We start from the raw sequence: 20,985 nt of genomic DNA, 5'->3' as shown, positions 1-20,985 counted from the left end.
GGCGAATTCTAGATACTTGGAGAGACGAATGGGCAAGGTAGTCGTGGTTACATCGGGCAAAGGCGGCGTCGGCAAGACGACGTCCAGCGCCGCATTGGGCGCCGCCCTCGCGCAGAATGGCGAGAAGGTTGTCGTCGTGGACTTTGACGTCGGTCTTCGCAATCTCGACCTGGTCATGGGCGCGGAACGGCGCGTCGTCTATGATCTGGTCAACGTGATCCAGGGCGAGGCCAAGCTGTCGCAGGCACTGATCCGCGACAAGCGCCTGGAGACGCTCTACCTGCTGCCGGCCTCCCAGACCCGCGACAAGGACAATCTGACGCCGGAAGGTGTTGAGAAGGTCATCGCCGCCCTTCAGAGCGCCTTCGACTGGGTTATCTGCGACAGCCCCGCCGGCATCGAGCGTGGCGCGACGCTGGCCATGCGCCATGCGGATATCGCCATCGTCGTAACCAACCCGGAAGTCTCGTCGGTGCGCGATTCCGATCGCATCATCGGCCTGCTCGATTCCAAGACGCTCAAGGCCGAGAACGGCGAGCGCATGGAAAAGCACCTGCTGCTCACCCGCTACGACCCCATTCGGGCCGAGCGCGGCGACATGCTGAAGGTCGACGACGTCTTGGAAATCCTGTCGATCCCGCTGATGGGCATCATCCCGGAAAGCGCTGACGTGCTGCGCGCCTCCAACGTCGGCTCGCCGGTCACGCTCGCAGACAACCGCTCAGCCCCGGCGCTGGCCTATTTCGACGCTGCACGCCGGCTCAAGGGCGAAGCCCTGCCGATCACCATTCCCGGTGAAAAGCGCAGCTTCCTCGGCAAAATCTTCGGAAGGAAGGCGGCATGAACCCGTTCCGTTTCTTCTCCCGCTCCCAGTCAGCTCCAGCCGCCCGCGAACGGCTGCAGGTGCTGCTGGCCCACGAGCGCGCATCTGCCGGCGATTCCGATCTCGTCACCAAGCTGCGTGACGAAATCCTCCAGGCGATCTCCAAGCACATGCAGATCGACGACGAAAAGGTCCGCGTGACGATGGAGCGCGGCGCCCAGGTCTCGACGCTCGCAGTCGATATCGAGATCCCCTTCGACGCCAAGAAGGCGGCCTGACGGCCGCCTGCTGCGTTTCGCCGAGGACGGTCGCCCGTTTGCGACCGTCCTCGATTTCGACGATTTCCGTGACCGTCTCACCGTAGAGCACGCCCGCTCAGGCCGCCTGTTGCGGCAGAGGCCCGACATAGACGGAGCGCGGCCGGATGAGCCGGCCTTCGAGTGCCTGCTCGCGCGCATGGGCGACCCAGCCGACGGTGCGGCCGATCGCAAAAACGCCGGTAAAAGCCTCGCGCGGGAAATTCAGCGCATCGAGCAGAAGCGCGGTATAGAACTCCACATTGACGTCGAGCGGACGGTCGGGCTTGCGCACCTTCAAGATCGCGAGCGCCGACTGTTCGACCGCTTCGGCCAGTTGAATACGATCGCGGTTCGCCGGGTCGGCGGCGATCAGTTGCCTCAAAGCGCCTTTCAGCGCGTCGGCACGGGGGTCGCGGACACGATAGACACGATGGCCAAAGCCCATCAGCCGCTCGCCGCGGTCGAGCGCACGGGTGAGCCAGGTTTCCGCATTCTCCGGTGTTCCGATCGCATCAAGCATGTCCAGCACCGGACCCGGCGCACCGCCGTGAAGCGGCCCCTTGAGAGCGCTGATTGCAGCGAGCACCGAAGATGTGAGACCGGCTTTCGTGGACGCGACCACACGCGAGGCAAAGGTGGAGGCGTTGAGGCCGTGGTCCGAAATCGTCACCAGATAGGCATCGAGCGCCGCCACTTCCTGCCTCATCGGCACCTTGGCGCCGAGCATCGCCAGGATATCGGCGGCATGGGAAAGCGCCGGCCGCGGCGCAACCGGGCTTTCACCTCTCTTCAGGCGCAGCGCAGCGGTCAGGAAAACGGCCGGAGCGGCAAGCAGGCGCAGCGCCGTATCGAGATCATCACCATCCGGAAGCCTGGCGATCAGCGCGCGCATGATGTCGACTGGCGGCAGTTCCAGCAGCGCGTCGTCGATTGCGCCGACATGGGCAAACACCTCTTGACGCTTCTGCCCGAGGCCCCGGGCAAGCTCGGTTCGATCCGGAGCAGCCCCCACCAAGCCGTCGACCAGCAGGGCCACGACATCTTCATAGCTTGCGTAACCGACCAGGTGATCGAGCGATACGCCGCGGATGATCAATTCGCCGGCCTCACCGTCGACATGGGAAAGCTGCGTCTCGGCGGCGACGACGTCTTCAAGTCCGTTCTTCATCATCAGTTTCTCCTTTACGCGAAGGATGATCCGACCTAGACCTATTGACGTCAATCTTGATGCAATTGATCAATATGAAGACACTCTGGTTCACCGCCGAAGAGGCGCTCGCCCGGCTCGGCAGCAAGCGGCAGACGCTTTATGCCAATGTCAGTCGCGGGCGCATTCGCGCCAAGCCCGACCCGACTGATCCGCGCCGCAGCCTCTACCAGGCAGACGACGTGCACCGGTTGGCCGAACGCCATGCCGGGCGGCGGCAGGCGGCGGTCGTCGCCGCCGAAGCGATCCGCTGGGGCGAACCGGTTCTGCAGACAACAATCTCCAGCATCGCTGGCGGACGGTTATTCTATCGCGGCCGCGATGCGGTCGAACTCTCCGGCGACGCTACATTGGAGGAAATTGCCACGCTGCTTTGGCAATCATCCGAGACAGTGACCGTTCCCGCCGGTGGCCATGGTGGCAGCCAATCGCGCCTGGCCGCAACATTCGGACGCCTGGCTGCACGGATCGAGAGCGACCTGCCGGCACTCGGGAGACGGCCGGCGATACTGAAGGCCGAAGCCGCCGAGGTGCTTGCGACCGCCGCGGCTGGGCTGGCGCCGTCACGAGAACCAGTGCCGCTGCACCAGCGGCTGGCACTGGGCTGGGGGCGGCCGGAGGTGGCGGAGCCGATCCGCAAATGCCTGGTGCTGACCGCGGAGCACGAGCTCAATGTTTCGGCCTTCGCGGCCCGGGTCACGGCCTCCTCGGGTGCTGCGCTTTCCGCCGCCACTCTATCGGGGCTTGCCACGCTGACCGGGCCGAGACATGGCGGCGCCTGGCTCAGCGTCACGCGCCTGGCCGAACAGGCGGCGGCGAGCGGCGTCCGCGAGGCGATCCGGGGAATGCTCTCCACGGAGGGCGTGGTCAGAGCCTTCGGCCATCGGCTCTATCCCGATGGCGATCCGCGCGCCAAGGCGATCATGGCGAGCTTCGAGGTGCCGGCGCTCTACAGCGCGTTAGCCGAAGCCGGTGAAGAACTGCTCGGAGAGCCCGCCAATCTCGACTTTTCGCTGGCGGCGCTGGCGGCGACATACGACCTTCCGCTAGACGCGCCCCTCGTTATTTTCGCGCTTGCGCGCACCGTCGGCTGGCTCGCCCACGCGATGGAACAAGTGGAGAGCGGTGAATTGATCCGCCCGCGCGCGCACTACGCCGGCCAGGATCGCTGAAAGCAAGCATACAAGTCCGGCATGGAGTAAGTCGCACGCCATTCGCATAAAGGAATTCGTAATACAGGCGCAGATCGACTTTCATTACATAAAGTTAATGGACGCCAACCCCGGATAAACTTCGAGGTAATATTACACGATATTAACGTGACGACGCCCCACGGCAGCATTACCTTCGAGCCGAGGCTGAATATTGCCGGCGGCCGCTTCGGCCGTGACGCGACAATAGGAGACGGCCTCGCAGGGAAGCTCCTCCCGCTTCCCGAGTTGAAGGAGAAGCAGATATGCGCTCGCCTCTCAAGACTACCGCCATTGCAACCCTTTCCCTCGTCGTTTTCGCCGGTGGAGCCTTTGCGGCCGATCACCACGACTTCGGTCGCGACAACGACAAGGGCGCCTATACCGGTGATTATTATCAGGGCATTTTCGGCCAGGACGACATGACGGCCCCGGCCATGCCGGCCCACCGCGTACCCGCTCACATGGCGTCGTCGCGGCTCGACCGCGTCCTGCACGAACTCAAGGTCGACAATCATCGGATCCATGCCGATCGCGAACAGGGCAAGCTGACCGCGGCAAATTACAGGAAGCTCGAGCGCGAAGACGGTACAGTTCGCGCCCAGGCGATCAGGACCGCCGCCGCCCATCACGGCATGCTGCCGACGCAATCCTATGCGCGGCTACAGAACGAAGTTCGGCACCTCGACCGCGACATTGCCCGAATGGCCTGATCGGCCGGCAGACCCGGCTCACCCGGCTTGCGGGTGAGCGCATGTACGGCGCCGGGTTCGCTCCTCGAGCCCGGTCCCTCAGCAATCAACACAAGTCTTGAACGAAGCCGATCGAAGCAATGAGCCGTGTTCAGGTCCATTATAGGCACCCGGTGGGGATCGCTCGGCTTTGGCAGCGAAAGGAACAAGATCATGTCAAACATTGTGAGAAGATATCGTGCTGCCGCCCTCCTCGGCGCAGCCGTCATCATCGCGCCCTTGTCCGTGGCAACCTTCGCGGGCCGTGACGTGGCTGCGGCCACCGCGCCCGGCTCCGCGGTTGCCGTACCGGTGACATCCGGTGGCTCCTTCGCCCCGATCGTTTCGGCGGACAAGCCGGCGGTCGTCACCATCACGACCGTGATCAGGGCCGACAACGACGAAACGTCACAACTCGGCGGAGACTTGCCCTTCGACGATCAGTTTCGCCAATTCTTCCGCGACCAGGGCATTCCGCTGCCGGACCAGGCGCCTGAGCGGCGCCCGACTCAACGGGCCGAAGCGCTCGGCTCTGGTTTTATCGTAACGTCCGATGGCTACATCGTCACCAACAACCACGTCATCGACAAGGCGTCGAGCATCACGGTGACCCTCGACGACGGCACGCAGGTGCCTGCCAAGCTTGTCGGCGCCGATCCAAAAAACGATCTCGCTGTGTTGAAGATCAAACCGACGAAACCGCTCGCCACCGTCGCCTGGGGCGATTCCGACGCCTTACGGGTCGGCGACCAGGTGCTGGCGATCGGCAATCCGTTCGGTATCGGCACGACCGTGACGGCCGGCATCGTTTCGGCGCGTGGCCGCGATCTCAACAGCGGCCCCTATGACGACTTCATCCAGATCGACGCGCCGATCAACCGCGGCAATTCCGGCGGACCGCTGGTCGACGCCGAAGGCCGCGTGGTCGGCATCAACACCGCCATCTATTCGCCTAACGGCGGCAGCGTCGGCGTCGGCTTTGCCATCCCCTCCGATCAGGCCCAGAAGGTCGTCGCCGAACTGATGAAGGACGGCTGGATCCAGCACGGCTTCATCGGCGTCGAAATTCAACCGGTGACCACTGACATCGCCGATGCGATCGGCCTCCACCGGGCAGAAGGCGCGCTGGTCGCCGGTGTCAACGGCGGAACGCCTGCCGCCAAGGCGGGCCTCAGGGCCGGTGACATCATCACCGCCTTCGGCGGCAGCCCTGTCAAGTCACCGCGCGATCTCTCGCGCATGGTTGCCGACCTCACGCCCGGCACGTCGAAGAGCATGAGCGTCTGGCGTGCCGGCAAGACCAAGGATCTCTCGATCACCGTCGGCCGCAACGCTGGAGACCGGCAGTAACCGCCTGCAGATCTCTGGCACACGTCAACGCAAGCTCCGTCGCCTTGTTCGCTCGGCCGCACCCGCGGCCGGGCCTATCGCTGGAGATTGTGAACGGCTGACGACAAGCCAGATTACCCCCTTCTTGCCGCTACAAGCGCTTACAAAAGTCCCATCTGCGCGACACACCGCGAATACACGCCTCCATAGAAATAAGCATGTTTCCAGCGCCCCGACGCAACCAACGCTCTGATGGAGGAATTCATGAAAACCACCCGCATCTTCGCCGCCGCATTACTGATCGCCTGTAGCGTGACGACGCTTCGCCTGGCACAGGCCCAGCAGATGCAGGGCATTCAGCGCACGGATCTGATCAAGAACGAGATCAGCGTGCCCGGACATGAAGCCGTGCAGGTCCGCGTCGACATCGAGCCGGGCACAACCTCGATCAAGCATTCGCATCCAGGCGAAGAAATCGCCTATGTGCTCGAAGGTTCGCTGGAATACCAGCTCGAGGGCCGGGCACCGGTGACGCTTCAGGCGGGCCAGGCGTTGTTCATTCCAGCTGGCGTTGCCCATGTGGCGAAGAACGTCGGCACCACCAAGGCGTCTGAACTCGCGACCTACATCGTCACCAAGGACGCGCCGCTTCTTGTTCCCGTCAAGTAGACGATGCGTTGATCGGCGTGGCGCCGTGCGAATGCGCCTTCAGGCGTGAAGGAATTCGAGCAGCGCCGCGTTGAACATGGACGCGGACTCGATGTTGACGATATGGCGGCCCGGCAGCGACAGGTGCCGGCCCCGCTGCACGCGCGTGGCGATATCTTCGAGGTCCGCCGGGGGGCATACCGGATCCCCCTCGCCGGAAATCGCCAGCAAGGGATTGGCGATATTTGCGATTTCTTCCTGCAAATCCGCAGCCGCCAGCGCGGTGCAGCCGCCGATGTAACCTTCCGTCGAGGTGGCGTCGAAGCTCTCGATGATGCGATCGACGACATCACCATGGCTGGCTGCGTATGTCGGACTGAACCAGCGCTCGGCCGTGGCGGCGGTCAAGCCCTCAAGGCCGCTCGCCCTGACGGCGTCGATGCGCGCGGCCCAGCCCTCGGGCGTGCCGATGCGGGCCGCCGTCGCACAGAGTACGATCTTGTTCAGCCGCTTACCCGCGTGCGCGCCGAGCCATTGTCCTGTCATCCCGCCGATCGACAGGCCGCAGAAATGCGCCTTTTCGATCTCCAAGGCGTCCAGAAGGGCCAGCACGTCATGGCCGAGATCGGCGAGCCCATAGGGTGGCGGCGGCGCCGAGGAACGACCATGGCCCCGGCGATCGTAACGCAGCACACGGAAATGCGGTGAAAGCGCCTCGATCTGGGCGTCCCACATCGAAAGGTCGGTGCCGAGCGAGTTGCAGAAGAGCAGCCATGGGGCGCTGCTCTTCTGATCACCGTCGATGCGGTAATGAAGGCGATGGCTGGGTAACTCGAGATAGGCCATGAGACAGGAACTCCGATCGGGAAAGCCGCCAGCGATGGCGGCTCGATGTTGCTGGCGACACCACGGCTCGGGTGCCTTATGCGCGCTGCACACGTAGATAGCGACATAACGCACTCATGGGGTGGCGGCCGGACCCTTCGTGATCCGGCTACCATTGCTGCCGGCTATGCGGTCGCCAGTTGGCCGACCTCGACGCGGCGGGCATTGCTGATCGCAAACACCAGCATGGCGAGCGCCGAGATCGCCGCCGGGACGGCAAAGATCAGGAAGTTCTGCTGCAGCGGAAACTCCTGCGCCAACAGTACGCCGCCGAGCGTCGGCCCAACGATCGCGCCGATACGACCGACACCGGACGCCCAGCCCAGCCCCGTCGAGCGTATCGAGAGATTGTAGAGTTGCGCCACGCTGGCATAGAGCAGGATCTGCGTGCCGATCGTGGTGGCGCCGGCGACGAACACCATCAGGAACAGGAACACCACCGGCGGGTTGAAGCCGATTAGCGCGATCGACAGCGCTGCCGCGACGAAGAAGCCGACCACCACCTTCGGCAGGCCGAAGCGGTCGCCGAGCCAGCCGCCGGCAATGGCTCCTATCATGCCGCCGAAATTGAGCGAGAACAGACTGAGCAAGCTCGCCTTCTCGGCATAGCCGGCTTCCTGCAGCACCTTCGGCAGCCAGGAGGAGAGCAGGTAGACGAGCAGCAGGCAGCAGAAGAACGCGATCCAGAGCATGAGGGTGCGCAGTGTCCGCTGGTGGCGAAAGAGTTCCAGAACCGATGCCGAAGCACCCTTCGTTTCCGAGAAGACCAGCCTGTCGGCGGCACCAAGACGCGCGTTCGGGTCGATCTTGGCATAGATACGCTTCGCCTCCTCCTGCTTGCCCTGCCGGATGAGGAAGCCGAGTGATTCCGGCAGCCTCCAGAGAATGACGGGCAAGAGCAGCAGCGGCACCGCCGCGATGAAGAACATCGGCTTCCAGCCATAGGACGGGATGAGACCGATACCAAGGCTGGCTGCCACCATGCCGCCGACCGAATAGCCGGAGAACATCAGCGCCACCAGGGTGCCGCGAAGGCGCTTCGGCGCATATTCGTTCATCAGCGCCACCGCGTTGGGCATCAACCCGCCGCAGCCGAGACCGGCAAAAAAGCGGAAGATCTTGAATTGCTCCGGCGAATTGGCAAAGCCGGTCAGAAGCGTCGAGACCGTAAACAGCAGGAAGCTGATGGCGATCCCCTTCCTGCGGCCAATCCGGTCGGCAAGTGGGCCGAAGATCAGGGCGCCGAACATCATGCCGAAGAGCGCCCAGGCCTGCAGCGCGCCGGCCTGTGGCTTGCTTAAGTCCCATTCCGCAATCAGCGTCGGCAGCACGGTGCCGGCGACGAAGACGTCGTAACCGTCGACGATCAAGAGCAGCGCCGAGAGCGCCACCACCATCCACTGGAAGCCCCCGAGAGGGCTCCCGTCTATTGCCTCATTCACATCGATCGTGCGCATCGTCTCCTCCCCAGGTGTTTGCGCGTTTAAACAAGGAACCGTCAGCCGAGATCGCCGCCGGCGACCGGCAGCACATTGCCGGTGATGTAGGAGGCCTCGTCCGAGGCCAGGAACAGAATGGGCGCCGCTTGCTCCTCGATGCTGCCGTAGCGCTTCATGAAGCTCGACTGCTTTACCTGGGCAAAGACGTCCCCCATCCAGGACTTCTCGGCTTCGCTGTCACCCTCCGCATTGCGCGGGATGCGGCGCGGCGGCGCCTCTGTCCCACCCGGCGCTGTTGCGACGACCCGGATGTTGCGCTCCGCAAGCTCCATCGCCAGCGACTGGGTGATGGCATTGACGCCGCCCTTCGCCGCCGAATAGGGCACACGATGAATGCCGCGCGTGGCGTTTGAGGACACATTGACAATGGTGCCGCCGCCACGAGCGAAGAGATGCGGCAGCACGGCATGGCAGCAATAAAGCGTGGGCATCAGCGAACGGCGAATCTCCGCGTCGATCTGCGCCGGCTCGAATTCCTCGAAGGGACGCATACGGATCGCACCGCCGACATTGTTGATCAGGATGTCGATGCCGCCGAACCTTTCGGCAGCAAAGCGCATCGCCGCTGCCGCCCCCTCATGGGTTTCGAGATCGGCTTCGAAGGCGGTCGCCCGCTCACTGTCCGCCTCCGCCGCCACCTCGGCGACGAAATCGGCGCGGTCGACGAACAGCACCTTGCCGCCTTCCGCCGCGGCCCGCAGCGCCACGGCACGGCCGATGCCCTGGGCGGCACCGGTCACCACGATTACTTTGCCGGCGAAACGGTCGGCAAAGAGGACCGTTTTCATGCTGCCTCCTTCGCCACGACATTCGGCGTGAACTTCTCGTAGTGGAAGCTGTTGGGCGTAATGCCACTCTCGTCGAAGTGCTTGCGCACCGCGTCGACCATCGGCGGCGGACCGCAGAGATAGACGTCGACATGACCACCGTTGAGCAGCTCTTCCGGCATATGCTGGGTGACCCACCCCTTGCGCGGATGGCTGGAGGCGGCGTCCGCGACGACGGTCGCGTAAGTGAAGTTGGGAAGTAGTTTGGCGTAGGCCTCGATCTCGTCGACCAGCACCAGGTCCAGATCGCGGGTGACGCCGTAGATGAGATGGACCTTCTGCTCGGCGTTTGTGCGGGCGAGTTGTTCAAGCATCGACAGGAACGGCGCAAGGCCGGTGCCGCCAGCCAGAAACAGGAGGGGGCGATGGACCTCGCGCAGATAGAAGCTGCCGAGCGGGCCGGTCAGGTTGAGTTTCGCGCCGACTTCGGCACGCTCCAGCCACGTGCTCATCACCCCGCCCGGGATCTTCTTGATCAGGAAGCAGATGCGCTGTTCACCGGGCGCCGACGAGAAGGAATAGGAACGGCTTTGGCCGCTGCCGGGCACGTCGATATTGACATACTGCCCGGGCAGAAAGGCCGGCGCCGCAGCACCTTCGATATCCAGTTCGAGCACGATCGCCGCATCATTGTGTGGCGTGACACGCGCGACTGTTGCCGCGAACTTCTGCTGTCCGGTCTTGCAGGCGGCCGACGTCGTCGGCACCGCGATTACGCAATCGCTCGACGGCTTCATCTGACAGGTGAGCACCAATCCGCTCTGAGCCTCGTCCGCCGTCAGCGCATCGTCGATAAAGTCGTCGCCGAGGTCATAAGCGCCGCTTTCGGCGCGGCACTTGCAGGTGCCGCATACACCGTCGGAACAGTCCATCGGCAGGTTGATCTTGTTGCGGAAGGCGGCGTCGAGCACCTTCTCATCGTCCCTGCATTCGACGAAGCGAGTGACGCCGTCCTCAAAATTCAAAGCGATCCTGTAGCTGGCCATGGTTGCTCCTCCCATTCCTGTCTTGTCAGGCGCCGACCGTCAGATGTGGTAGACGTCGATGACCTGGCGGATGTAGTCGTTCTTCAGCACGATTTTCTTCCGCGAAATCACGAGCTCACCGCCGCTCTTGCGCAGCGTGACGAACATGGTCCCGAAGAAATGGTCGGTGACCTTGTAGCGGTGGTTGAGCGTGTGGAAGTTGTAGCGGAAGTCCGCCTCCTCACCGCGATCAGCCACCCGTTCGACATTGGTGACGTTGTGACTGGTGCGCGGCTCCGGCGTGGATGCACCGGAACGTTCGGTCTTGATGCGGAAGACGCGATCTTCCAGGCCGTCGCGGCTCGGATAATAGATCAGCGAGATCTCTGACTGCGGATCCTCGGTCAGTTGATCGTCGTCGTCCCAGGCGGGCATCCAGTAGCTGACGTCGGGCGCATAGCAGGTCAGCCATTCGTCCCATTGGCGATCGTCGAGCAGGCGCGCTTCGCGGTAGAGAAAGGCGCAAGCGGCTTCAAAGGAGATGCTCATGCGACCGCTCCCTTCCTTTCAGAGGCAAGCGCTGCGCGCATCACCTTCACCCAATACTCGTGCTGGCGGACAAAGAGGCCTTCGTCCTCGCTGCGCTCGCCCGAAAGCAGCGGCTCGATACCCATGCGCCTGGCATTCTCGTCCGGGCCATCGATCCAGAGCGGGGCACCGCGCGACAGGTCGTTCCAGAGCGCGGTGATGCCGGCATAGCCTTGCTGGCAGGCGCGGAACTCTTCGAGATCGTCCGCTGTGCCCATGCCGGAGACGTTGAAGAAATCCTCATATTGGCGGATGCGCAGTGTGCGATCGGCAGTGCTTTCGCCCTTCGGCGCGAAGCAGAAGATGCTGATCTCGGTCTTGTCGACACTGATCGGGCGGGTCACGCGGATCTGCGTGCTGAACTGATCCATCAGGAACACATTCGGATAGAGGCAGAGGTTGCGTGTCTGGTTGACGATGAAATCCGCCTGGACCTCGCCGACCCGCGCCTTGATCTCCTCGCGATGGCTGAAGATCGGCCGAACCTCCGGGTTCATAGTGTTGGTCCAGAGCAGGATGTGGCCATTGTCGAAGCCATAGACGCCGGCGATCGAGCGGCTCCAGCTGCTGGCGTCGACCGCCTTGGTGCCCTCTTCGTTGCGACGGCCCATCGTGGCGGCATAGTTCCAGTGCACGGAGCTGACGTGATAACCGTCGCAGCCGTTCTCCATCTGCAGCTTCCAGTTCCCGTCGTAGATGTAGGAGGAATTGCCGCGCAGCACTTCGAGCCCGTCGGGCGCCTGGTCGACGATCTGGTCGATGATGACCTTGGTTTCGCCGAGATAGTCTTCGAGCGACGAGACGTCCGGGTTCAGGCTGCCGAACAGGAAGCCGCGGTAGCTCTCGAAACGGGCGACGCGCTTCAGGTCGTGCGAGCCGTCTTTCGCGAATTGCGGCGGATATTGCGTCGTCTTCTCGTCCTTCACCTTCAAGAGCTTACCGGCGTTGGAGAAGGTCCAGCCGTGGAAGGGACAGGTGAAGCTGCCCTTGTTGCCGTGCTTGCGCCGACAGAGCATCGCGCCGCGGTGGGCACAGGCATTGATGACCGCGTGTAGCTCGCCTGTCTTGTCACGGGTGACGACGACAGGCTGCCGGCCGATATAGGTGGTGTAATAGTCGTTGTTCTCGGGGATCTGGCTCTCGTGGGCGAGGTAGACCCAGTTGCTTTCGAAGATGTGCTTCATCTCCAGTTCGAAGAGATCTTCGTTGGTGAAGATGTCGCGACGGCAGCGGAACGTGCCTGCCTCATGATCATCCTCGACCGCGGTCGCGAGCAGGTTGTCGAGGGCCTCAGCTTTATCGATAATCGCAGACATGGTTCTTCTCCCGCAAACGGCTGACCCGTGTTCGGCTCGGCGATTGCAACAATGTCGGTGTCGGGGGCGGCGGCTCATTTGGCCGCCGCTGGAAAGGATCAGGCGGCAGCGCGCTTGCGCTGCTCGTTGATCTGGTTGTCGACGCCATTCACCAAGGCGGTGAGATGGATGTCGAATTCGATCTCGGCAAACGGGCCGGAGAGATTGTTGGCCTTGATGCTCGCCTCGTCGGTCCGCTCGGTAACATCAGGCACCAGGCCGTCACGCGTCGCATAGGCGAAATCGTCATTGACCAGCGGGTCGCCGGCGATGTTGATCTGGGTCGTGAGCTTCCGGTGGCCGTCGGCGCTGATGAAGAAGTGGATATGGGCCGGGCGCTGGCCATGGCGTCCAAGCGCCGAGAGCAACTGTTCGGTCGGGCTTCCTGGAGGGACGCCGTAACCATGGGGCACGATGCTCTGGAATTTGTAACAGCCCTTGGTATCGGTCACGATCGTGCGGCGCATGTTGAACGGTGATTGCAGGCCGGTCGGGTCGAAGTGGGAATAGAAGCCGCGGGTGTCGCAGTGCCAGACTTCGACGGTCGCGCCCTGGAGAGGCTTGCCGTCAGCACCATAGACGGTGCCGTGCATGATCAGCGTCTTGCCATTGGTGTCGCGGCCATCATCAAGGCGGGCGAAACCTTCCGAAGCCGGTGCGCCGGCGACATAAAGCGGCCCTTCGATGGTGCGTGGCGTCGGGTTCTTGATGCCGAGCTCCTCGTCGATCGCGTCGAGACGTTCGTCGAGGAAGTGGTCGAGGCCGAGGCCGGGCGAAATCAGGCCGGCCTGACCGGCAGCACCGATCTCGTTCAACCAGGCAATGCCAGTCCAATATTCGTCCGGAGTGATGTCGAGATCGTCGATCGCCTTGAACAGGTCGGACATCAGCCGGTGCACGATCTCTTTGACGCGCGGGTTGCCGCCGTCCTTGTCGAGGCCGCTCAAGACCTTCAGGAAGTCCTGGGTCTCCGGCTTGTCGAAAATCTTCACGCTCATATCAATTCCTCCACTTGGATCAGTTTGAAAGCGGGTGCCGTCTGCCAACCTCCCGGCGACGGCTGAACGAATTCTAGGTATCGTCCTCGCGGATCGATGAAGGATGCCGAAGAAGCGGCGTCACCGCGATCTCCATGAATTTGAAGAGCGGCAGGCCGGAGAGGACCTCGTGCAGCTCGGCATTGTCCCTGACGTCGAAAACACTATAGTTCGCGTACTCACCGGCGATCCGCCAGATGTGCCGCCACTTGCCGTTCCGCTGCAGCTCCTGCGAATAGGCCTTTTCCCGGGCGATAATTTCGGCCGCCTGTTCGGCGGGGAAATCATGGGGAATGCAGACGTCCATTCTGACGTGAAACAGCATGACCTGCTCCTCACTTTGCAACGCTGATCGTCTTGCGCAGTCCGTCGCGCGCAAAGAACTTCAGGCGGTCTTCGTCGAGTTCGATCCCGAGACCCGGTCCATCCGGCACCGTCAGTTCGAAATCGCTGTAATCGAGCGGCGTCGCCAAAATTTCCTCGGTCAAGAGCAGCGGGCCGAAAAGCTCCGTGCCCCATTGCAGATTGGCGAAGGTGGAAAACACATGGGCTGACGCCGCCGTGCCGACGCCACCTTCCAGCATCGTGCCGCCATAGAGCTCGATGCCGGCGGCATCGGCGATCGCCGCGACACGCTGGGCATTGAAGAGGCCACCGCTCTGCTCGATCTTGACGGCAAAAACGTCGGCGCCTTTGCTCTTCGCTATCTCGAAGGCAGATTCCGGACCGGTGAGCGACTCGTCCGCCATCAGCGCCACCGGGAAACGACGGACCAGGCGCTTGAGCGCCGCCGTCGAAGCGACCGGCTGTTCGATCAGTTCACAGCCGGCCTCCGCCAGCGCCGCCATGCCGTAGGCCGCCTCGAATTCGCTCCAGGCCATGTTGACGTCGACACGCACAGCGCCGCGGTCACCCAGCGCCTGCTTGATCGCTGCCACATGGGCGATATCGTCCTTCAAAGGCCTGGCGCCGATCTTCAATTTGAAGATCCGATGGCGGCGAAGGTCGAGCATCGTCTCGGCCTCGGCAATGTCTTTCGCGGTATCGCCGGAGGCAAGCGTCCAGGCGACCGGCAGCCGCTTGCGCAATGCCCCACCAAGCAGTTCGCTGATCGGCAGGCCAAGACGCTTGCCATGGGCGTCGAGCAGGGCGGTTTCCACCGCGCTCTTGGCGAAGCGATTTTCCTTCACCGCCTTGCCAATCCGCATCATCAGAGCGCGGACATGGCTCGCGTCCTCGCCGATCATGACAGGCGCGAAATAGGTATCGATGGCAAGCTTCATCGTTTCCGGGCTCTCGCCCCCATAGGCAAGACCGCCGATCGTCGTGCCCTCGCCGATGCCAACCGTGCCGTCGCTGCAGTGCACCTTCACCAGCATCAGCGTCTGGCCGGTCATGGTCGCAACGGAGAGCTTGTGCGGCCGGATGGTCGGCAGGTCGACCAGCATCGTTTCGACCCGTTCGACAACGGGGGAAAGGGCTGCGGTCGGAGCAATGGGGGCAAGGATCTTGTTCATGGCGTGACTGTGCGCCGCGGACCCGGCGGCGTCCAACACCAATTAGGTTCGCTATGATACCTTTATGATATAGTATGGCAAAGATTGCGGGTATTCAGGCAGTTGCCGCATTGCAACATACCGCAATAGTAGGAGAATATCGGGAGCTAGACCATGGATCTGCGCCAGCTTCGCTATTTCGTCGCCGTCGCCCGTGAGCGCAATTTCACGCGCGCCGCCGAGCAGTTGCACATCGCCCAGCCCCCGCTCAGCCGGCAAATCCAGCTTTTGGAAGAAGAGCTGGGTGTCCCGCTGATCATCCGCAAGAGCCGCCCGGTGCGGCTGACTGAGGCCGGCCGGTTGTTCTACGAACAGTCGCTGCAGGTTCTGGGGCGAGTCGAGCAGATGGTTGAGGCCACGCGCCGCGTTGGCCTCAACCAGAACCGCGTCCTGTCCATCGGCTTCGTCGCCTCCACGCTCTATGGCGGATTGCCGACGCTCGTGCGCAAGCTGCGCCAGAACGCGCCCGAGCTCGACATACGGTTGCTCGAGATGGTGTCGGTGCAGCAGATCGCGGCGTTGAAGGAAGGACGGATCGATGTCGGCTTCGGCCGGCTTCACCACAACGATCCCAACGTCGTCGGCATCCTCATGCGTGAGGAACGCCTCGCCTTGGCGATACCCCAGGGCACGCCGCTGGCTGAGGAAACGTCGCCCCTGCCCTTAAGTGCGCTTGGTGGCCAGACGCTGATCGTCTATCCGAAGGAGCCGCGCCCGAGCTATGCCGACCACGTGCTAAGCCTGCTTCACGCCCACGATGTGCGCCCGGCGGAGGTGCATGAAGTGCGCGAGATCCAGAGCGCCCTTGGTCTTGTCGCCTCGGAAGCGGGTCTTTGCATTGTCCCCTCCTCGGCGCGCCAGGTGCGCTCGGATCTCCACTACCGCATGATCGAGGGGGAACGCGCGACCTCGCCTGTCATCCTCAACCACCGGGTCGGCGACAATTCGCGCCACATCGAGCTGATCAAGCAGCTGATCGAGGAAATGTATGCGGAAAACCCGCCCTGGCTCGGCCTTGAGCACAATCTCCCCTTCCGGCCTTCGTTCGTTACGTGATGAGGGCCGGCATTCGCACGTCGGGCATCCTGTTGCCCGAGGCGTCTGTGCTCTCACCCCATAGCTGCCGTACCATTTGCCGAAGCGCGAGCGCTTCGGCCCACCGGTCCGTGGAGTCTTCGCCGTCCGCCCTGGTGATCGCATAGGGCCTGGGACCAAGCTCGCAGGTCATGACCAGTTCGGCATCGGCAGAAGCACGGGTTCGCCAATTGGCGAAACCATAGCTCCACCAGCCGCAGAAGAGATCGACCCAGGGGCGATGGTGCGGAAAGGAAATCTCGACCTGAATCTGTTGGCACGAACCGATACGGCCGTGAAAGGCCTCGGCGTTGTCGAGGATGCGCCGGATCTGCGCGTGGCTTTCCTCTTCGACCGGGAAGGCAAATTCGCGACCAACCAGATAGTGCGAGAGGTCGGCGAGAAGCGGCAGATCGGGTCGATGCTCGAGGAGATCGAGCGTGAACAACAGGTCGCTGGTGATCCGGTGGCGGTGGGTCTCGATATAGACGGGAACGCCTGTCTCCTCTGCGAGCCGCATCCATCCGTCGAGAAGCGGCAGACAGTCCTCGATCCGGCGCGGACGGACATCCGCCTGCAGATCGATGTGGCTGACGGGAAAATCCGTCGCCAGTTCGAGCGTCAGCCGCAGGTCCTCGACAGTCCGTGGAAAGCAGACGCCCTCGATCTTCAGGCCGGTGCCCCGGATCGCTTCGTTAAGGCGAACGACGTCGCGACGGCTGGTGTAGTGCGCGCTGATGCCGTCGAACCCGGCCGCGACGATATCAGCGATGTTTTCTTCGAGGCTGCGCTCGTAGCCGTCGGCATGCCGACGTTCCATCGCCCAGAGTGATTGAAAGACAAGCAGCGTCTGCATCAGGCCGCCCGCGCGCTCTTGAGCAGTGCCTTGAGGTTCACGCTCGTGTCGGCGAGTGCAGCGGGGTCAGGGCTGACGCCGGCGGCAATCAGCATCTCCGCCAGCTTGATATCCTTGGCGAGACTATTGCCGAGACCGAGGCCTGCGGCCGCGACGAGACGCCCGCCATCCAGGTAGAATTCGAGTTCGCCGCCGTCGAGCCGGCGCGTAACGCTCTGATGGTCTGGATGCGGCAAGCCCGCTACCTGGAGGCCGAGATCGTACTGATCGGACCAGAACCAGGGGATGGCCATGAGTGTTTCTTTGCCGCCGGCTAAGTTCCGAGCCGCCGTCTCCGCCTGGCTGCGCGCATTGCGCCAGCTTTCAAATCGCACATGCCCTCCACCCGGCTGAGCAACGGCCGCGCAGTCGCCAGCCGCATAAATATTCGGGTCGCTGGTCCGCAGATGACCGTCCGTCAGAATGCCGTTTCCTGTCGCAAGCCCCGCCGCCTCGGCGAGCGCGATATCCGGCTGAACGCCAATGGCTGCGACAACGATATCGGCCGGCACCGCAATGCCATCGGCGAGAACAATCGCATCGTCAGTGATTTCGGCGATACTCTGCCCGAGATGAAAAACAACGCCTTCATCCTGATGGCGGGCGTGGAGTCTTGTGGCGAAGCGCGGAGGAACGGCGCGGCCGAGCGGCTTCGGCGCCATTTCGATGACGCTGACGGCGATCCCTTTGCCGCGCAGCACGGCCGCAAGCTCCAAGCCGATCAGACCGCCGCCAATGATCGCAACCATTTTGCCGGCTTCGGCACGGGCGAAGATCGCCGCCGCATCGGCATAGGTGCGAAAATCGAGCGCGCGCTCGGCCCCCGGGCAATTGAGCCGTCGCGGGCGGGCGCCGGTGGCGAGCAGCAACTTGTCATAGGCGAGCGTCCGTCCATCGCTCAAAGCGACGGACCGGGCATCCGCGTCGATCCTCAAGGCGGATACGCCCTGAAGATAGTCGATCCCGACGGACTCCAGCGCGTCGCCCCTGCAGATCGGCTTCATCTGCACCGCACCATCCAATGGCTTCGAGAGCGGCGGGCGCTCATAGGGCAGATGCGGTTCCGCGCCGACCAGCGTGACGCTGCCGGAAAACCCTGTTTCCCGCAGCGCAAAGGCCGCACGGGTGCCGGACTCCCCGGCGCCAATGATAACGATGCCGTCCATAACTTGCTCCGTAGATCGTAAGTTGGAGCGGGATGCGGGCGGAAAACCGCGCGCACGTTTCCTCATCCCGCTCAGGAAAAAGTGGCCGGCGCAGGCAGGAGAAATGCGCCGGCGCGCAGCAGGGTCTGGAAATTGTTGTCGAAGCTCTGCATCGAGACGCCGATTGTCTCCGCCGAGGCAGCACTTCCCAGCAAGGCGGCAAGCGCTGCCGCCAGGTACATGGATTTCATCATATCCTCCCAATGGGTGCCGGATCACCCGATCGCATTCCGGAAGGCCCGGCGGGCCCGATCAATCGCGGCGCACGGCAGCGCCGAAGGCGGCTCTAGCCGAGCGCCACGCGGACCTCTCCGTCGACGATTTCGGCGGGGTAGGTCTTGAGGTTTTCGCAGGCGGGAAGCCTGAGAGCCTCGCCGGTGCGGTAGTCGAAGGCGCCGGAATGCTTGGGACATTCCACCTCGAAGTCCATAACCAGCCCATCGGCGAGATGGATCGCCTCATGGGTGCAGAGACCGGCAGTGCAATAGACGCTGTCGTCCGGGCCGCGGTAGACCGCATAGGTGCGGCCCGCATGGTCGAAGCGGATCGCGCCTTCCTGTTCGATGTCCTCAAGCTTGCAGGCTGGTACCCAGGTGATCATGTTGCTCATTTGGCTGCCTCCCCGATCGTGTTGCGTGCCTTGCGGGCTGCGAGTTTTTCCTTGCGTTTGCGGTAGCGTTCCTGCATCCGCGCCTCGCCCTCGGCCGAGCCGTCGTGCCAGGTGCCGAACCAGCGATCGAGCGGTATGAGCGCGTCGCCGTAGTTCACCTCGAAATACTTGTGGTGCAGGTAATGGGCATAGGCGTGGCTATCGACGAGGGTCTTTTCGCCGACCTCGACCTTGTCGAAGCCGACGTGGCCGGGAATGGCGCCGAAGCCCGCATAGTGAAGCTGATAGAGCATCAGGATCGGGTTGGACGGCAGGATCAGATGATACAAGGCCGTTGCGAAGTAGAGCAGGTGCTCGACCGGATGCATCGACAGCGACGACCACGGCGACGGATTCACCGAATTGTGGTGGACCGAATGCACCCACTTGTAGAGGAACGGCGTGTGGATGAGCCGGTGGATGCAGAAGAAGTGGAACTCGTGGATCACGGGCACGACGAGCGCGACCGCGGCGAGCGCCCAGGGATTTTCCGCGAAGCTCAGCCATGGCGCATAACCATTGGCATAGGCCCAGAGCATGGCGACCTCGACGGCAGTCCAGATGGTCACGCCCGAAAGGAAGGTGCGCAGGATGTTGTCGAGGTTCTGGCTCTCGAACCAGAAGGCCTTGCTCTTCTGCTCGGCCGGGAATTTGCCATTGTACTTGAAGCGGTTTTCCTGCCGCTTCAGCACATAGAGATGCAGTTCGAAAGCGCCATAAAACAGGAACACGCAGACGGCGTTCACCGCGTAAAGCCAGGCGATCCAGCCGATGCCAAGCGTCTGCATCGCTCCCATCGGCGGAATCACCCAGGCCCAATAGGCGACCGCCGAAACGGCGAAGATGGCATTCCACGGAAAGAAATAGTGCGGCAGCCACTTGATCAGGGCCACGAGCCTGGGTGGAAAGGCAAACAGCGGCGCCGTCTCGATCGGCTGGTTCGGCGCCCAGTCGCCGCGCTTGTTGCGCGTTCCATACTTCAGATCATCCATGACGCTCTCCTCCCGGCGGATCGCCTGCGCTCCGCACAATTTCACTGATGGAAGGGGCGCCTTCAGCGCTTTTGCCGGTTCCGGTTCGCCGCTGGAGCCCGGCCTCCTTCTTGACAAAAATCTAGCAGGAGGCGGCCTGAACGACGAAGCCTTCTTTGATCAAATCAGATCAAAGGCTTTCGGCCGTGACAGTGATGAAGCGAATGGGCGCCCTGTCGGGTTCCATTTCGGTAAGGCCGATTCGGCGGAGGACAATATCAAGGGCGCGACGGGCCTGAGCTTCAGGTGCCTGGTCGAGCACGACGTCCATGACGCCGTCGCTAAGAGCGTTGCGCGTATAGTCGGTGAGCTCGTGGCCGACGAAAAAGATCTCCCTGCCGCGCGGATGCCGGCGAAGCACATCGATCAGGGCCGCGTTGGCCCCGCCCGCATTATAGAGCCCGGCCATATCAGGATAGATCTCGAGCGCCGATCGCAGCGCTTCGGCGCCGTAGAGTTCTTCGTCGCGGGTGAAGCCCAGCCACTCGAACCGACGTTCGCCTGGGTGTTCGCGGAAATAATCCGAAAAGCCGCTGATACGATCGCGATGGACCTGATAGATCGGATGGCAGAGGGCAACGACCGGGCCGGCCCGACGCGCCATGCGGGCGATGAAGAGGGCCGCCGTTCTTCCGGCGGCGTGGTTGTCGATCCCGACGAACTCTCCGAGCGTCTCGGATGCCCGCGTGACGACATGGACCACCGGCACACCGCGCGCGACGACCGCTTCGACCGCGGCGCTGATCAGCGGGCTGTTGGGCACTGCAAGGATCAGGCCGGCACGCGGCACCTCGCTCGACAGAATTCGCCCAGCAATCTCCTCCGGTTTCATTTCCTCGGCGAAGCTGCGCTGGACGACGACGAGCGGATCGAGCGTCTCGGCAATTCGCTGGAACGCCTGGGACAGCCGCCGATAGAACGTGGTTTCGGGCCGCACCATTAGCACATCTATGCGCAGCAGCCCGCGATGGGTATCGGGAAGCGTGCGCGGGTAATTCAGCGTGCGGGCGGCGACGACGACCTTTTCGACCAGATCCGGGCGAACGCCGCCGCGCCCGTTCAGGACCCGCTCGACCGTCGCGGTTCCGACGCCTGCCAACTTGGCGATATCGCGATAGTTCGGTTTGCTCACCCCAACATCCCTCGCCTGGATTTCCGATGCATCTCCACAGCGCCATAGCATGCGGCACGG

Annotated in this window: 21 protein-coding genes and 2 pseudogenes; 7 read left to right on the top strand and 16 right to left on the bottom strand. The window is 63.0% G+C overall.

Translation table 11 applies throughout. The features are described 5' to 3' along the window. Positions 1–28: 28 nt before the first annotated feature. Positions 29–844, top strand: coding sequence for a septum site-determining protein MinD (gene minD, locus BHMPCIPO_RS25275; RefSeq protein ID WP_173519485.1), 816 nt, complete (start codon positions 29–31; stop codon positions 842–844). After that, positions 841–1,101, top strand: a complete 261-nt coding sequence (gene minE / locus BHMPCIPO_RS25270) for a cell division topological specificity factor MinE (protein ID WP_173519484.1) — start codon at positions 841–843, stop codon at positions 1,099–1,101. Before minD ends, minE begins: the two co-directional genes overlap by 4 nt. Positions 1,102–1,198: 97 nt before the next feature. On the opposite strand, the gene BHMPCIPO_RS25265 is transcribed toward minE, so the two are convergent. Continuing rightward, positions 1,199–2,290, bottom strand: a complete 1,092-nt coding sequence (locus BHMPCIPO_RS25265; protein ID WP_173520184.1) for a citrate synthase/methylcitrate synthase — start codon at positions 2,288–2,290, stop codon at positions 1,199–1,201. Between the two features lie 59 nt (positions 2,291–2,349). Here BHMPCIPO_RS25265 and BHMPCIPO_RS25260 point away from each other — a divergent pair, with 59 nt between their 5' ends. The 4 genes and pseudogenes from BHMPCIPO_RS25260 to BHMPCIPO_RS25245 all read left to right on the top strand — a co-directional run bounded on the left by BHMPCIPO_RS25260 (position 2,350) and on the right by BHMPCIPO_RS25245 (position 6,248). After that, complete coding sequence (locus tag BHMPCIPO_RS25260) at positions 2,350–3,501, top strand: citrate synthase (protein WP_246304557.1); 1,152 nt, start codon at positions 2,350–2,352, stop codon at positions 3,499–3,501. A gap of 284 nt (positions 3,502–3,785) precedes the next feature. Further along, positions 3,786–4,232 (top strand): hypothetical protein, encoded by a 447-nt coding sequence (locus BHMPCIPO_RS25255; protein WP_173519483.1) that lies wholly within the window; start codon positions 3,786–3,788, stop codon positions 4,230–4,232. A gap of 192 nt (positions 4,233–4,424) precedes the next feature. Next, positions 4,425–5,582 (top strand): annotated as a pseudogene (locus BHMPCIPO_RS25250) (Do family serine endopeptidase); the annotation flags it as partial. 261 nt (positions 5,583–5,843) lie between these two features. Then, on the top strand, positions 5,844–6,248 hold the full coding sequence (locus BHMPCIPO_RS25245; protein WP_173519481.1) for a cupin domain-containing protein: 405 nt from the start codon (positions 5,844–5,846) through the stop codon (positions 6,246–6,248). 39 nt (positions 6,249–6,287) lie between these two features. Here the strand turns inward: BHMPCIPO_RS25245 and pcaD are convergent, their stop codons facing one another. From pcaD to BHMPCIPO_RS25200, 9 genes are all read right to left on the bottom strand, one after another. Then, positions 6,288–7,073: a 3-oxoadipate enol-lactonase gene (pcaD, locus tag BHMPCIPO_RS25240; protein ID WP_173519480.1), complete on the bottom strand. Its 786-nt coding sequence runs from the start codon at positions 7,071–7,073 to the stop codon at positions 6,288–6,290. 164 nt (positions 7,074–7,237) lie between these two features. Then, positions 7,238–8,569, bottom strand: a complete 1,332-nt coding sequence (locus tag BHMPCIPO_RS25235; RefSeq protein ID WP_173519479.1) for an MFS transporter — start codon at positions 8,567–8,569, stop codon at positions 7,238–7,240. A gap of 41 nt (positions 8,570–8,610) precedes the next feature. After that, complete coding sequence (benD, locus tag BHMPCIPO_RS25230) at positions 8,611–9,399, bottom strand: benzoate diol dehydrogenase BenD (protein ID WP_173519478.1); 789 nt, start codon at positions 9,397–9,399, stop codon at positions 8,611–8,613. After that, entirely contained in the window at positions 9,396–10,424 is a 1,029-nt protein-coding gene (gene benC / locus BHMPCIPO_RS25225) for a benzoate 1,2-dioxygenase electron transfer component BenC (RefSeq protein WP_173519477.1), read from the bottom strand. The genes benD and benC overlap by 4 nt, the downstream gene beginning before the upstream one ends. Before the next feature lie 39 nt (positions 10,425–10,463). After that, the gene (gene benB, locus BHMPCIPO_RS25220; protein WP_173519476.1) at positions 10,464–10,952 is read right to left on the bottom strand and encodes a benzoate 1,2-dioxygenase small subunit; all 489 of its coding nucleotides are present in this window, start codon (positions 10,950–10,952) and stop codon (positions 10,464–10,466) included. After that, positions 10,949–12,307 carry a Rieske 2Fe-2S domain-containing protein gene (locus BHMPCIPO_RS25215; protein WP_173519475.1) on the bottom strand — a complete coding sequence of 453 codons (1,359 nt, stop codon included), beginning with the start codon at positions 12,305–12,307 and terminating at the stop codon, positions 10,949–10,951. Before BHMPCIPO_RS25215 ends, benB begins: the two co-directional genes overlap by 4 nt. A 98-nt stretch (positions 12,308–12,405) precedes the next feature. Beyond that, a complete protein-coding gene (gene catA / locus BHMPCIPO_RS25210) occupies positions 12,406–13,344 on the bottom strand; it encodes a catechol 1,2-dioxygenase (RefSeq protein ID WP_173519474.1) in 939 nt (312 codons plus the stop codon). Between the two features lie 73 nt (positions 13,345–13,417). Beyond that, positions 13,418–13,708, bottom strand: a complete 291-nt coding sequence (gene catC, locus BHMPCIPO_RS25205; protein ID WP_173519473.1) for a muconolactone Delta-isomerase — start codon at positions 13,706–13,708, stop codon at positions 13,418–13,420. Between the two features lie 10 nt (positions 13,709–13,718). Then, the gene (locus tag BHMPCIPO_RS25200) at positions 13,719–14,900 is read right to left on the bottom strand and encodes a muconate/chloromuconate family cycloisomerase (RefSeq protein ID WP_173519472.1); all 1,182 of its coding nucleotides are present in this window, start codon (positions 14,898–14,900) and stop codon (positions 13,719–13,721) included. 153 nt (positions 14,901–15,053) lie between these two features. Between BHMPCIPO_RS25200 and BHMPCIPO_RS25195 the strand changes: the two genes are divergently transcribed. Continuing rightward, positions 15,054–15,995, top strand: a complete 942-nt coding sequence (locus BHMPCIPO_RS25195; RefSeq protein WP_173519471.1) for a LysR family transcriptional regulator — start codon at positions 15,054–15,056, stop codon at positions 15,993–15,995. On the opposite strand, the gene BHMPCIPO_RS25190 is transcribed toward BHMPCIPO_RS25195, so the two are convergent. The 6 genes and pseudogenes from BHMPCIPO_RS25190 to BHMPCIPO_RS25165 form a co-directional block, all read right to left on the bottom strand. Next, positions 15,988–16,869 (bottom strand): sugar phosphate isomerase/epimerase family protein, encoded by an 882-nt coding sequence (locus BHMPCIPO_RS25190; protein WP_173519470.1) that lies wholly within the window; start codon positions 16,867–16,869, stop codon positions 15,988–15,990. The genes BHMPCIPO_RS25195 and BHMPCIPO_RS25190 overlap by 8 nt on opposite strands. After that, positions 16,869–18,074, bottom strand: coding sequence for an NAD(P)/FAD-dependent oxidoreductase (locus tag BHMPCIPO_RS25185; RefSeq protein ID WP_173519469.1), 1,206 nt, complete (start codon positions 18,072–18,074; stop codon positions 16,869–16,871). The genes BHMPCIPO_RS25190 and BHMPCIPO_RS25185 overlap by 1 nt, the downstream gene beginning before the upstream one ends. A 107-nt stretch (positions 18,075–18,181) precedes the next feature. After that, a pseudogene (locus BHMPCIPO_RS25180) lies at positions 18,182–18,304 on the bottom strand (rhizopine-binding protein); the annotation flags it as partial. 95 nt (positions 18,305–18,399) lie between these two features. Further along, complete coding sequence (locus BHMPCIPO_RS25175) at positions 18,400–18,711, bottom strand: MocE family 2Fe-2S type ferredoxin (RefSeq protein ID WP_173520183.1); 312 nt, start codon at positions 18,709–18,711, stop codon at positions 18,400–18,402. Between the two features lie 8 nt (positions 18,712–18,719). Continuing rightward, the gene (locus BHMPCIPO_RS25170) at positions 18,720–19,754 is read right to left on the bottom strand and encodes a sterol desaturase family protein (protein ID WP_173519468.1); all 1,035 of its coding nucleotides are present in this window, start codon (positions 19,752–19,754) and stop codon (positions 18,720–18,722) included. Positions 19,755–19,923: 169 nt separating this feature from the next. Further along, a complete protein-coding gene (locus BHMPCIPO_RS25165) occupies positions 19,924–20,925 on the bottom strand; it encodes a LacI family DNA-binding transcriptional regulator (RefSeq protein WP_173519467.1) in 1,002 nt (333 codons plus the stop codon). Between the last annotated feature and the right edge of the window lie 60 nt (positions 20,926–20,985).

The sequence above is a fragment of the Ensifer sesbaniae genome (genome assembly GCF_013283665.1).
Classification (GTDB): Bacteria; Pseudomonadota; Alphaproteobacteria; order Rhizobiales; family Rhizobiaceae; genus Ensifer; species Ensifer sesbaniae.
This window is presented reverse-complemented; position numbering and strand designations above follow the sequence as displayed.

What these genes read in the sequence shown, in the direction of transcription:
- minD (WP_173519485.1), top strand. Translation starts at nt 29, where the DNA reads ATGGGCAAGGTAGTCGTGGTTACATCGGGCAAAGGCGGCGTCGGCAAG.
- minE (WP_173519484.1), top strand. Translation starts at nt 841, where the DNA reads ATGAACCCGTTCCGTTTCTTCTCCCGCTCCCAGTCAGCTCCAGCCGCC.
- BHMPCIPO_RS25265 (WP_173520184.1), bottom strand. Translation starts at nt 2,290, where the DNA reads ATGAAGAACGGACTTGAAGACGTCGTCGCCGCCGAGACGCAGCTTTCC.
- BHMPCIPO_RS25260 (WP_246304557.1), top strand. Translation starts at nt 2,350, where the DNA reads ATGCAATTGATCAATATGAAGACACTCTGGTTCACCGCCGAAGAGGCG.
- BHMPCIPO_RS25255 (WP_173519483.1), top strand. Translation starts at nt 3,786, where the DNA reads ATGCGCTCGCCTCTCAAGACTACCGCCATTGCAACCCTTTCCCTCGTC.
- BHMPCIPO_RS25245 (WP_173519481.1), top strand. Translation starts at nt 5,844, where the DNA reads ATGAAAACCACCCGCATCTTCGCCGCCGCATTACTGATCGCCTGTAGC.
- pcaD (WP_173519480.1), bottom strand. Translation starts at nt 7,073, where the DNA reads ATGGCCTATCTCGAGTTACCCAGCCATCGCCTTCATTACCGCATCGAC.
- BHMPCIPO_RS25235 (WP_173519479.1), bottom strand. Translation starts at nt 8,569, where the DNA reads ATGCGCACGATCGATGTGAATGAGGCAATAGACGGGAGCCCTCTCGGG.
- benD (WP_173519478.1), bottom strand. Translation starts at nt 9,399, where the DNA reads ATGAAAACGGTCCTCTTTGCCGACCGTTTCGCCGGCAAAGTAATCGTG.
- benC (WP_173519477.1), bottom strand. Translation starts at nt 10,424, where the DNA reads ATGGCCAGCTACAGGATCGCTTTGAATTTTGAGGACGGCGTCACTCGC.
- benB (WP_173519476.1), bottom strand. Translation starts at nt 10,952, where the DNA reads ATGAGCATCTCCTTTGAAGCCGCTTGCGCCTTTCTCTACCGCGAAGCG.
- BHMPCIPO_RS25215 (WP_173519475.1), bottom strand. Translation starts at nt 12,307, where the DNA reads ATGTCTGCGATTATCGATAAAGCTGAGGCCCTCGACAACCTGCTCGCG.
- catA (WP_173519474.1), bottom strand. Translation starts at nt 13,344, where the DNA reads ATGAGCGTGAAGATTTTCGACAAGCCGGAGACCCAGGACTTCCTGAAG.
- catC (WP_173519473.1), bottom strand. Translation starts at nt 13,708, where the DNA reads ATGCTGTTTCACGTCAGAATGGACGTCTGCATTCCCCATGATTTCCCC.
- BHMPCIPO_RS25200 (WP_173519472.1), bottom strand. Translation starts at nt 14,900, where the DNA reads ATGAACAAGATCCTTGCCCCCATTGCTCCGACCGCAGCCCTTTCCCCC.
- BHMPCIPO_RS25195 (WP_173519471.1), top strand. Translation starts at nt 15,054, where the DNA reads ATGGATCTGCGCCAGCTTCGCTATTTCGTCGCCGTCGCCCGTGAGCGC.
- BHMPCIPO_RS25190 (WP_173519470.1), bottom strand. Translation starts at nt 16,869, where the DNA reads ATGCAGACGCTGCTTGTCTTTCAATCACTCTGGGCGATGGAACGTCGG.
- BHMPCIPO_RS25185 (WP_173519469.1), bottom strand. Translation starts at nt 18,074, where the DNA reads ATGGACGGCATCGTTATCATTGGCGCCGGGGAGTCCGGCACCCGTGCG.
- BHMPCIPO_RS25170 (WP_173519468.1), bottom strand. Translation starts at nt 19,754, where the DNA reads ATGGATGATCTGAAGTATGGAACGCGCAACAAGCGCGGCGACTGGGCG.